The sequence below is a fragment of the Dietzia sp. CQ4 genome (assembly GCF_014145125.1).
Classification (GTDB): domain Bacteria; phylum Actinomycetota; class Actinomycetes; order Mycobacteriales; family Mycobacteriaceae; genus Dietzia; species Dietzia natronolimnaea.
Window position 1 is genome coordinate 1 of the sequence record NZ_JAALDZ010000195.1, and the last position, 11487, is coordinate 11487.

An 11487-nucleotide genomic window follows, 5' to 3' on the forward strand; every position below is an offset into this window, starting at 1 on the left:
GCCCCGGTACCCGCCTCGTGGGCGGGTACCGGGGCGCTCGTCGTCGCGGCCCGGCCGGCTGTCAGCTGGGGCCGGGGTTCCCCGGGTCGTCGCCCGAGACGCGGTGCGTCAACGACCTGTCGGTCTCGTTGAAGCGGCGGACCAGCTCCTCGTTGGAGGCGGAGGAGTGCTCGGGATCGTCCTCCGCCAGGGTGGCGTACTCGCCGGTGGCGAGGAAGATCACGCGCTGCGCCACCTCCACCGCGTGGTCCGCGAACCGCTCGTAGTAGCGACCGAGGAGGGTGACGTCGACCGCCGACGCCACTCCCCACTTCCACTCCCGCACGGTGAGCAGGGTGAACAGGTGGCGGCGGAGGTCGTCGACGGCGTCGTCCTGCTGGGCCAGGGTGGCGGCCTGCTCGGCGTCCCGGTTGAGCAGCACCTCGGTGGCGGACCGGCCGAGCGAGACCGCGACCCGGCCCATCTCGGCGAAGTACCCGTTGACGGGCTCCGGGAGCACGCTCTCCGGATGCCTCCGACGGACGATCTTGGCGACGTGCCCTGCCAGCGTGCCCATCCGGGTGAGGTCCTGGACGAGCTGGATGGAGGTGACCACCTGCCGGAGATCACGGGCGACCGGCGCCTGGAGGGCCAGGAGCGCGAACCCGCGTTCCTCGTTCTCGGTCGCCAGCCGGGACATCTCCGTCGAGGACTGGAGAACCCTCTCGGCGGCCACGAGGTCGACCTGGAGGAGGGCGTGGGTCGCCAGCTCCATGTCGTCGGTGGCGAGGGAGCACATCCGGGCCATCGAGGTGGCCAGATCCGCGAGTTCTTCAGAGTAGACGAGACGCATGTGAACCAGCATACGGGCATGTCAACCGCACTATCGATACCGGCGATGAACGGCCGATGAACAGGGGGACACGTCATCCGCGCCGGTGCCGGAGGTGCCGGTTCAGCCGCCCGAGTTCTCCGCGTCCGCACCCTCGAGAGCCACCGCGTCGTCCTCCGGATCGTCCAACCACCCCTCGGGCAGGAGAACCCGGGAGGGCGATCCCTGGCGGCCGCGCGGGCCGTACCCGTCCGCGGGGAAGGGCTCGTCGGCGGGGAGATCGGCGAGCATCTCCGCGAGGTCGTCCAGGGTGCGGACGGCCGCCAGGGCCACCCGCTTGCCGGAGCCGGCAGGGAACCCCCGCAGGTACCACGCCACGTGTTTGCGGATGTCGCGCATCCCCTTGTTCTCACCGTGGTGTTCGGCGAGGAGTTCGCCGTGGCGGTACATGATGCGGCCGACCTCGCCGAGCGTGGGCGGGGCCGGTGCCTCGCGCCCGTCGAGGGTGGCGGCGAGCTCGGAGAAGAGCCACGGCCGGCCCAGACAGCCCCGGCCGATCACGACGCCCGCGCACCCGGTCTGCTCCCGCATCCGGACGGCGTCCTCGGCGGAGAAGATGTCGCCGTTGCCCAGCACCGGGACATCAGAGACCGCGCCGATGTGCTCGACCAGGCGGGAGATCTGCGACCAGTCCGCCTCGCCGGAGTACCGCTGGGCGGCGGTCCGTGCGTGCAGTGCGACGGCCCTGGCGCCCTCGTCGACGGCGATGCGGCCGGCGTCGAGATGGGTGTGGTGCTCGTCGTCGATCCCCACCCGCATCTTCACCGTGACCGGGATGTCGGTGCCCTCGGTGGCCCGGACCGCCGCGGCGACGATGGAGCGGAACAGCCGCCGCTTGTAGGGGATCGCCGACCCGCCGCCGCGTCGGGTGACCTTGGGGACCGGGCACCCGAAGTTGATGTCGATGTGGTCCGCCAGGTCCTCGTCGACGATCATCTTGGCGGCCGCGTAGGTGTACTCGGCGTCCACCGTGTACAGCTGCAGGCTGCGCGGGGACTCGTCGGGCGCGAACGTGGCCATGTGCAGGGTTCCCGGCTGGCGTTCGACGAGCGCCCGCGCCGTCACCATCTCGCAGACGTAGAGCCCGGACACCGAACCCTGCTGCTCACGTTCGAGTTCGCGGCACAGCGTGCGGAAGGCGACATTGGTGACGCCCGCCATCGGCGCCAGGACGACCGGTGAGGCGAGCTCGAGGGGGCCGATGCGCAGGGCGGGCCCGCCGGTGGCGGTGGGTGCGGACATGATCCGAGTGTCCCAGCGCGGGGCGGGCAGGTCCAATGGGGGCGCCCTGTGCCGCCCGGCCGATCGTGGTGCCCCCAGTCGGGCTCGAACCGACGACCTGCGGATTAAAAGTCCGTAGCTCTACCAACTGAGCTATAGGGGCGTCGGTCACGATACCGTCCCCGTTCGCGCCGACGGGCGTCGGCTCGGGCGTGGTTGGTTTAGACGTCTGCTGGGCCGTGCCCTAAACTCGAACGCGCTGCGGCCCGGCGATCCCGGACGTGGCGTACGCCCCCTTCGTTTAGCGGCCTAGGACACCGGCCTTTCACGCCGGCAGCGCGGGTTCGAATCCCGTAGGGGGTACGAGGTCAGGAGTCCCGGTCACCGTTCGTCGGTGGCCGGGACTTCTCTCGTCTGCGGGCCGGGTGTCGTCGGCCCCCTTTCTGGCGCCCCGGGCGTCGCCACCGGGATCCACCGAACCCGTTCCGAGCTGCCCTGGAACCACCGCCGGTCCCGCGATTTGCGTCCGGCGTGAGCGTCGATTACTGTTCTGTCTCGTGCGAAAAGCACGGCCCTGTGGCGCAGTTGGTTAGCGCGCCGCCCTGTCACGGCGGAGGTCGCGGGTTCGAGTCCCGTCAGGGTCGCAGGAGACAACCGGCGCATTCGGTTTACCGGATGCGCCGGTGGTCTTATGGCCAGGTAGCTCAGTTGGTACGAGCGTCCGCCTGAAAAGCGGAAGGTCGTCGGTTCGATCCCGACTCTGGCCACCGAGAGCGCAGCGCGCCGGAGGGTTTCCCTCCGGCGCGTTCGTCGTTTCGGGGAACCCCCGTCGGTCGTTATAGCGTGGACGCCATGCCATCGACTGCCACCGAGGTCCGTGACGTGCCGGACAGGTCCCGTACAGGAACCCGGTGGGGGATAGTCGCCGCGGTCAGCGGCCTGGTCGGGATCCTCCTCGCGATCATCGTCCCGCTGCTCCCGGTCACCCAGACCACCTCGACGATCAGCTGGCCGGAGGCCGGGACCCTCGACCCGGTGACGGCGCCCCTCGTGGCCTACTACCCGCTCGACCTGGCGGTGGACGTCCCGTGCGCGGCGGTGGGGGAGCTCCGGGACCAGGGCCGTGAGGACGGGGTGCTCGTGTCCACGGCGCCCCGTCAGGCGGGAGAGAACGCGGGCGCGCGTGCGCTCGTGGTGTCCGTGGCCGGCCCCACCGTCGAGGTGCGCAGCCGGAACGTGCTGGTCGCGGCCGCCCCCACTGACGCGGTCGCCTCACCCGGGGCGTGCTCGGTGATCCGCGTCGTGGCCGACTCCGGTTCGATCGGCGCGGAGTTCGTCGGTCTCGCCTCGGACGACGGCGAGGTGGGCGGGCGGATCGACCAGGATCTGCGGCCGCAGGTCGTCGGGGTCTTCACTGATCTGCAGGGGCCGGCGCCCGAGGGGATGTCCGTCGACATCACCGTCGACTCCCGCTACACCACGCAGGCGACCGTGATCAAGCAGATCGCGATCGTGGTCGGGATCCTCGCGATCGTCGTGGCGCTGGTCGCCCTGCACCGACTCGACCTGCGCGACGGGCGGGTCGGCCGACGGGTCCTGCCGCGCCGGTGGTGGAAGCCCCGCCCCCTGGACCTGGTGGTCGTGGCCACGCTCCTGGTCTGGCACGTGATCGGGGCCAACACGGCGGATGACGGGTACATCCTCACCGAGGCGCGTGCCGCCGTCTCGAGCGGCTACATGCCGGAGGTGTTCCGGTACTACGGCGCCCCGTACGCGCCGTTCGGGATGCCGTACTACCTGTACACGGCGATCAGCTCCGTCACCGTGGGCAGTATGTGGCTGCGCCTGCCGGCGTTGCTGCTGGGGATCGCGTCGTGGATGCTGCTGTCCCGCGAGGTGATCCCGCGACTGGGCATCGCCGCCCGCCGTGCGTCGGCCGTCCGGTGGAGTACCGCCGCGGTGTTCCTCGCGTTCTGGCTCACCTACAACAACGGGCTGCGCCCCGAGCCGATCGTGGCCTTCGGTGTGCTGGCCACCTGGGTCTCGCTGGAGCGCGCCCTGGCCACCGGCAGGCTGTTGCCCGCGGCCACAGGCTTCATCATCGGCGGGCTCACCCTGTCCGCGGCGCCCACGGGCACCTTCTGCATCGCGGCGATCATCGCGGCCTCCCGACCGCTGTTGCTGCTGGTGGTCCGGCGGGCACGGCGCGACGGCTGGATCCCGACGGTGGCCCCCCTGTTCGCCGCCGGTCTCGGCGTGCTGCACCTGATCTTCCTGGACCAGCCCCTGGTGACCACGCTGCAGTCGTCGGCGCTGCTCGGCGACGTCGGCCCCACCGGGCGCTGGTTCGAGGAGGTGTGGCGGTACGAGTGGCTCATGAACCCGACGCCGGACGGGTCCCTGGCCCGCAGGTTCGCGGTCCTGGCGATGTTCCTGTCGCTGATCACGTGCGCCGCGATCCTGTTCCGCAAGGGGCGGATCCCCGGCGTGGCCGTGGGCCCCGCCCGACGGATCGTGGGTCTGGCCGCCATGTCGATCGCGTTCATGGCGCTCAACCCCACCAAGTGGACCCACCACTTCGGTGCGTTCGCCACGATCGGCGCCGCGCTGGCGGCCCTGGTGACCATGGCCGTCCTGCCGGCGGCCACCCGGTCGCTGCGCAACCGGATGCTGTTCCTCGCCGCGGTGTTCTTCGTCCTGGCCCTGAGCTTCACCTCCACCAACGGCTGGTGGTACATCTCGATCTACGGCATCCCGTGGGGTGGCGTGCAGCCCGCGATCGCCGGGATCACGTTCTCCTCGGTATTCCTCGGGCTGATGGTCATCGCGCTCCTGCTCGCGCTGGTCCTGCACTACCGGGAGCCGTTCGTGCGGCCCACGGGGTCGGGGCCCGCCGATGCCGATCGCGGCCCGGTCGTCAGGGTCCTGCGAGAGGTCGCGCACGCCCCACTCGGGCTCGCGGCGGCCCTCGTCGTCGTCGTCATCGTGGCCTCCATGGCCGCCGCGGTCCGCAACCAGTACCCCGCCTACTCGGTCGGCCTGCAGAACCTGCGGGTGCTGTCCGGGGAGCCGTGCGGTATCGCCGACATGGTGCTCGCCGAGCCCGACGCCAACGCGGGACTGCTCGCCCCGGTCGGTGACCCCCGTGACCAGCTCGAGGCGGGCGCGCAGCCGGTGGAGTTCATCCCCGACGGCATCCCCACCGACCTCACCGCCACCCAGGCCGTGGACACCGACACCCCGGGAACCGGGGAGGACTCCGACGCCACCGCCACCACCGCCGGCACCGAGGGCGGAGTGCGCGCGGGGGAGGGCATCAACGGCAGTCACGCCGTCCTGCCCTTCGGTCTCGACCCGGCCCGCGTCCCCGTGCTCGGCAGCTACCAGACCGGCCCGCAGTTCAACGCCGAGACCACCACGGACTGGTACCGGCTCCCCGAACGGGACGAGGAGAGCCCGCTCATCACGATCGCGGTGGCCGGCTCGTTCGCGCCGGACGCGATCCGCGTGGAGTTCGCCACCGCAGCCGACCGGTTCGAGCCGGCCGGTTCGGTCCTGCCCGTCGACATCGGCCCGGCGCCGTCCTGGCGGAACCTGCGCGTGCCCGTCGACACCCTGCCCACCGACGCCACGGCGATCCGGCTCGTGGTGCGCGACCTGGACCCGGACCCGTCGCGGTGGATCGCGTTCACCCCGCCGCGCATGCCGGAACTGGTGACCATGCAGGAGCTCGTCGGTGACTCCCGCCCGGTGCTCCCCGACTGGGCGGTGGCCTTCCACACCCCGTGTCTGCGACCGTTCGAGGAGTACGCCGGTATCCACGAGCTGCCCGAGTACCGGGTCCTGCCGGATCGCGACCTCGCGGTGAGTTCCACCAACACCTGGCAGGCGTGGGACGGTGGCGGGCCCCTCGGGTTCATCGAGTTGCTCCTGGCCGGCGAGACAGTGCCGACCTATCTGGAGCACGACTGGTCACGGGACTGGGGTTCGCTGGTGCGCTACGAGCCGTTGGTGCCCGCGGCCCGGGAGGCGACCATCGACCACGGTGAGGCCGTACGGTCGGGGCTGTGGAACGGGGGACCGCTCGCCAGATGACCGGCTAGCATCGGCCCCGGAGACTTTTTACAAGGAAGTCCAAGTATCCCCTGACGCAGACTGGAGCACGCGATGTCCGTGACCGAGAAGCAGTTCGAGAACATCCTGGTGGAGCAGAGCGACCGCGTCGCGGTCATCACGCTGCACCGACCCAAGGCGCTCAACGCGCTGAGCAGCGGCATGGAGAAAGAGGTCGTCGAGGCCGTGGAGGGTCTCGACTCCGACCCCGGCGTCGGCTGCATCGTCATCACCGGTTCGGAGAAGGCCTTCGCGGCCGGCGCCGACATCAAGGAGATGAAGGACAAGAGCTACCCCGGGATCTACCTCGAGCGCTACTTCGGCGACTGGAAGCGACTCACCGCCGCGCGCACGCCGATCATCGCGGCCGTGTCCGGGTTCGCCCTCGGCGGCGGGTGCGAGCTGGCCATGATGTGCGACATGATCATCGCCGGTGACAACGCCAAGTTCGGCCAGCCCGAGATCACCCTCGGCGTCATCCCGGGCATGGGCGGCTCGCAGCGGCTCACGCGCGCGGTGGGCAAGGCCAAGGCCATGGACCTGTGCCTCACCGGCCGACAGATGGACGCGGACGAGGCGGAGCGCTCCGGCCTGGTCACCCGCGTCGTCCCCGCCGCGGACCTGCTCGACGAGACCATGAAGGTCGCCGGGAAGATCGCCTCGATGAGCAAGACCACCGCCATCGCGGCGAAGCAGGCGGTCAACCGGTCCTTCGAGACCACGCTCGAGGAGGGGCTGCTCGCGGAGCAGAACGCCTTCTACGCGCTCTTCGCCACCGAGGACCAGACCGAGGGGATGTCGGCGTTCGCCGAGAAGCGGAAGCCCGAGTGGCGCCGCTGAGGGACCAGCCCACGCACGGGCATCTCGCCGGGGGCGGTGGCGTGAGCGGGGACGCCCGCCGCGCCCCCGGTGAGCCCCTGCCCGTGTTGGTCCTCACTGGTTACCTGGGTGCCGGCAAGACCACGCTGCTCAACCACCTGCTGTCCGGCACGCCGGGCCTGCGCATCGGCGCGATCGTCAACGACTTCGGCGAGATCGACGTGGACGCCACGTCGGTCGCGGGGCGCGTGGACTCGATGATCTCGTTGGCCAACGGGTGTGTCTGCTGCGAGGTCGACGCGAGCGAGCTGGGAGACACCCTGGCCGGTCTGGCCGACCCCGAGCACGGGCTCGACCTGGCGGTGATCGAGGCCAGCGGGCTGGCGGAGCCGGCGATCCTGTCGCGCATGGTCCACGAGGTGCCGCGCGAGGTGGTGCGGCACGCGGGGATGGTCCAGGTCGTCGACGCGGAAGGGCTCGACGACGCCCTGGCGCGGCACCCGCGGTTGACGGCGCACCTGGCGGAGGCGGACCTCGTGGTGGTCAACAAATGCGATCTCGTGGACCGCGCTCGATTCGACCGCATCCGCGACACGATCCGCCGGCACGCCCCCCGGGTCGCCGTTCTGCCCGCGGTCCGGGCGGCCGTGCCGACGGGTCTGTTGCTGGGGATGGAGCCGGACCGGGACACCGCCGCCGGGTCGGAGGACGGCCGGGAGCCGTCGGACGGCCGTGCCCACCCGCACGACCACGACCATCTCCACGACGGCTACCGGGCGTTCACCGTGATCCCGTCCGGGCCCCTCCACCCCCGCCGGTTCCTGTCCGCGCTCGCCTCGCCGCCGACCGGTGCCTACCGCGCCAAGGGCACGGTGACCCTGGGCACCGCCGACGGACCACGGCGCTACGAGGTCGCGCTGGTGGGGCGCCGGCTCGAGCTCCGTGCGGGCGGAGAGGGCACCGAGGGGATGGTGATGATCGGCGTCGATCTCGACGACGACGAGGTGACCCGGTTCCTCGACGACTCCGTGCTGGCGCCGGGGGAGGCGGTCGACGCGGACGCCGATCTGGGCCTGCACCCGTACCTGGTGGGCGACCCGGACTCCAGTGACGTCGAGGAGTGGATCTACGACGAACAGCGCGTCGCGCCCCTCACCGGAGCGGCCGCGATGCTGGCGGATCCCGAGGATCCCGAGGCATTCGATCCAGCTTTCACTCCCTGAGTGCACTCCGGTTGGGAAGCGGGGTGGGGCACCCCCGGGGACATCGGTCGTCGGCGGCCGACTGGGATCGGCATCAGCCCGGCCACGTGCGTATAGTGGCGCTGACGATGGTGATGTGTGGCACTTGCGGGGGGTCGTCCCCTACTCGCGGTGGGGGTATGCCACGGACGTGGGAGGAGACCTCATGGACGAGGAGAATGCCGGCCGTGGTGTAGCCGGGAGTGCCGCGAGCGATGCGCAGCGGCGTCGGCGTGATCTGGCGTCCGTCCGCAGCGCGATCTCCGCCCTGCGGGAGGCCACGGGCATCCCGGTGACCATCGGTGGGGTCGTCGGAGAGGGCCACACCCTCGTGCTCTCCGAGTCCCTCGGGATGCGCACCTCGGCGATGAAGGACCTCACCGTGCACTACGGCGCCGGCGTCGGTGGTCGGGTCATGGCCACCGGGAAGCCGGTCGGGGTGGCCGACTATCCGCGCGCCGGGGTGATCACCCACGAGTACGACCTGCCCGTGCTGTCCGAGGGGTTGCGGTCGATGGCGGCGATCCCGGTCGTGGTGGGCAAGGACGTGCGGGCCGTGCTCTACGCCGGCGTGCACTCCTCGGTCCGTTTCGGCGAGAAGGTCCTCAACCAGATGGCGGCCACGGCCCGCGCCCTCGAGCAGGAGATCGCGGTCAACGACGCCCTCGCGGCCCGGGGCGCGGCCCCGATGGGCCCGGGAGCGGGTGAGGGGCGCTGGGACGACGTCCTGTCCAACGAGCGCATGCGCGACACCCATGCCCGGCTGCGGATGCTGGCCTCCCGGACCGAGGACCCGGACGTGCGTGCCGAGCTCGAACGGATCTGCGCCGAGATGGTCTCCCCGCCGCCGGAGATGCCCACGGCACGCCTGTCGCGCCGCGAGCTCGACGTGTTGGCCTGCGTCGCGCAGGGCAAGACGAACATCGAGACGGCCGCCGACATGGGGATCGGTGCGGAGACGGTGAAGAGCTACCTGCGCTCGGTCATGCGCAAACTCGATGCGCACACCAGATTCGAGGCGGTCAACGCGGCGCGTCGGATGGGCGTTCTGCCCTGACCCCCGGGGCGGCTGCACGCTCGGGCACGGCGGCCGGGGTCCGGCGGCGCCGGACCGATCAGCCGCGATCGGCGCCGCGCTCGCCGCCGGGAACCCAGAGGACGTCGCCCTCCGGATTGGCCACCCGCCCCAGGACGAACAGAAGGTCCGACAGGCGGTTGAGATACTTGGCCGGCAGCACGGACGTTGTCTCGGGGTATGCCTCGACGGCGGCCCAGGCGGCCCGCTCGGCGCGCCTCACCACCGTCCGGGCGACGTGCAGGTGGGCGGCGCCGGGGGTTCCACCGGGCAGGATGAACGAGGTCAGGTCGGCGAGTTCGGCGTTGAACTCGTCGATCCACCCCTCCAGTCGCTCGATGTAGGACTGCTCGATCCGCAACGGGGGGTACTCGGGGGCCTCGACAACAGGAGTGGAGAGGTCGGCCCCCGCGTCGAAGAGGTCGTTCTGTACGACCCGGAGCACGGAGCCGATGCGGTTGTCGAGATCGCCGCAGGTCAGGGCTACCCCCAGGGCGGCATTGGCCTCGTCGCAGTCCGCGTAGGCGTCCAGTCGGGCGTCGTTCTTGCTCACCCGGGAGAAGTCGGACAGTCCCGTGGTGCCGTCGTCGCCGGTCCGGGTATAGATCTTGGTGAGATGCACAGCCATGACGCCAACCTACGCGTGCGCGGTCGAGCGGTCGCGTGGTCGTCTCGCGCGGTCCCTTTGGTCGCCTCGCCCGGTCGCGCGTTGCCGTGGTCGCCTCGCCTGTTCGCGTGGCCCCGAGGGTGCGCGGGCTCCGCTGGTCGCCCCGGTTCTCGCCTAAGGTGGACGCGTGAGCGGTAACCCCACGTCCCGCGAGGAGAGCTTCCTCGTCACCGGCGGCACCAGACTGGCCGGCGAGGTCTCTGTCGCCGGCGCCAAGAACAGCGTGCTCAAGCTGATGGCGGTGGCACTGATGGCGGAGGGGCGGACCACACTGACCAACTGCCCGGACATCTCCGACGTGCCCGCGATGGCCGACGTGCTGCGGCACCTGGGGTGCACCGTCGAGATCTCGGGCGGAACGGTGGTGATCGACACGCCGGCGGACCTGGGGCACGTCTCGGACGACAAGGCCGCGCAGCGGCTGCGGGCATCCGTCTGCATCCTCGGACCCCTCGTCGGTCGCTACCACCGTGCCGAGCTGGCGATGCCGGGCGGAGACGCGATCGGGGACCGGCCACTCAACTGGCACCGCGAGGCGCTCGAGAAGCTGGGCGCCACCACGAGGATGGATCACGGCCGACTGGTCGCCGAGGCCACCGAGCTGACGGGCGCCAGGTACACGCTCGCGTTCCCCTCCGTGGGTGCCACGGAGACGTTTCTGTTCGGCGCGGTTCTGGCCCGCGGCACCTCGACGCTGGTCAACGCCGCCCGGGAGCCAGAGATCGTCGACATCTGTGACCTGTTGTCCAAGATGGGTGCCCGCATCAGCGGGGCCGGGACGAGCACCATCACCATCGACGGTGTCGAGACACTGACGCCGGTGAGTCACCGGGTGATAGGGGACCGGATCGTCGCCGCCACCTGGGCGATGGGCGCCGTGATGACGCGGGGTGACGTAACCGTCACCGGCATCGATCCCATGTTCATCCACGTGGTGCTGGAGAACCTCCGCGGTGCGGGGGCGCAGGTCTCGACCGGTCCGGACTGGGTCCGGGTCATCCAGGAGGGCCGTCCCCGCGCGCGGGACGTGCGGACCCTGCCGTTCCCCGGCTTCCCGACCGACCTCCAGCCGATGGCGATCGCCCTCGCCTCCGTGGCGGACGGCGCGTCCGTGATCACCGAGAACCTCTTCGAGGCACGATTCCGCTTCGTCGAGGAGATGGTGCGCATGGGAGTCGATGCCGAGACCGACGGGCACCACGCGAAGATCCGGGGCCGTGAACGCCTGGACTCCGCGACCGTGTGGGCCAGTGACATCCGCGCCGGCGCGGGACTGGTCCTCGCCGGGATGTGCGGGGACGCCGTGACCGAGGTCTGCGAGATCTTCCACATCGACCGCGGGTACCCGGACTTCCTCGAGAAGGTGCGGTCCCTGGGGGGCCGGATCGAGCGTGTTGACACCCACAGGTGACACGAGCAGCGTCGCGTCTTTCTGGCCGTTGACCTGGCGATTTGCGTTTGGGTTCACGTCTGCGTAACT

The 11487-nt window shown here is 70.9% G+C and carries 8 protein-coding genes and 4 tRNA genes; 8 read left to right on the forward strand and 4 right to left on the reverse strand.

Going from position 1 to position 11487, the window contains the following annotated elements:
- Positions 1-61 precede the first annotated feature (61 nt).
- From phoU to G6031_RS11820, 3 genes are all read right to left on the reverse strand, one after another.
- A complete protein-coding gene (phoU, locus tag G6031_RS11810) occupies positions 62-832 on the reverse strand; it encodes a phosphate signaling complex protein PhoU (RefSeq protein WP_179524627.1) in 771 nt (256 codons plus the stop codon).
- 102 nt (positions 833-934) lie between these two features.
- A complete protein-coding gene (gene dusB / locus G6031_RS11815; protein ID WP_179524628.1) occupies positions 935-2113 on the reverse strand; it encodes a tRNA dihydrouridine synthase DusB in 1179 nt (392 codons plus the stop codon).
- Between the two features lie 66 nt (positions 2114-2179).
- A tRNA-Lys gene (locus G6031_RS11820) sits at positions 2180-2255 on the reverse strand.
- A gap of 127 nt (positions 2256-2382) precedes the next feature.
- On the opposite strand from G6031_RS11820, the gene G6031_RS11825 reads away from it, so the two are divergent.
- The 7 genes from G6031_RS11825 (at position 2383) to G6031_RS11855 (ending at position 9322) form a co-directional block, all read left to right on the forward strand.
- Positions 2383-2455: transfer RNA gene (locus G6031_RS11825), tRNA-Glu, on the forward strand.
- 207 nt (positions 2456-2662) lie between these two features.
- A tRNA-Asp gene (locus G6031_RS11830) sits at positions 2663-2736 on the forward strand.
- A gap of 49 nt (positions 2737-2785) precedes the next feature.
- A tRNA-Phe gene (locus G6031_RS11835) sits at positions 2786-2859 on the forward strand.
- 85 nt (positions 2860-2944) lie between these two features.
- Complete coding sequence (locus G6031_RS11840; protein WP_182653362.1) at positions 2945-6187, forward strand: arabinosyltransferase domain-containing protein; 3243 nt, start codon at positions 2945-2947, stop codon at positions 6185-6187.
- Between the two features lie 72 nt (positions 6188-6259).
- A complete protein-coding gene (locus G6031_RS11845) occupies positions 6260-7045 on the forward strand; it encodes an enoyl-CoA hydratase (protein ID WP_179524630.1) in 786 nt (261 codons plus the stop codon).
- Positions 7033-8247, forward strand: coding sequence for a GTP-binding protein (locus G6031_RS11850; RefSeq protein ID WP_182653363.1), 1215 nt, complete (start codon positions 7033-7035; stop codon positions 8245-8247). The genes G6031_RS11845 and G6031_RS11850 overlap by 13 nt, the downstream gene beginning before the upstream one ends.
- Before the next feature lie 184 nt (positions 8248-8431).
- Positions 8432-9322: a LuxR C-terminal-related transcriptional regulator gene (locus G6031_RS11855; RefSeq protein ID WP_179524632.1), complete on the forward strand. Its 891-nt coding sequence runs from the start codon at positions 8432-8434 to the stop codon at positions 9320-9322.
- A gap of 58 nt (positions 9323-9380) precedes the next feature.
- On the opposite strand, the gene G6031_RS11860 is transcribed toward G6031_RS11855, so the two are convergent.
- Positions 9381-9968 carry a cob(I)yrinic acid a,c-diamide adenosyltransferase gene (locus G6031_RS11860; protein WP_182644550.1) on the reverse strand — a complete coding sequence of 196 codons (588 nt, stop codon included), beginning with the start codon at positions 9966-9968 and terminating at the stop codon, positions 9381-9383.
- Positions 9969-10134: 166 nt separating this feature from the next.
- On the opposite strand from G6031_RS11860, the gene murA reads away from it, so the two are divergent.
- Positions 10135-11418 carry a UDP-N-acetylglucosamine 1-carboxyvinyltransferase gene (gene murA / locus G6031_RS11865; protein WP_179524634.1) on the forward strand — a complete coding sequence of 428 codons (1284 nt, stop codon included), beginning with the start codon at positions 10135-10137 and terminating at the stop codon, positions 11416-11418.
- Positions 11419-11487: the final 69 nt, after the last annotated feature.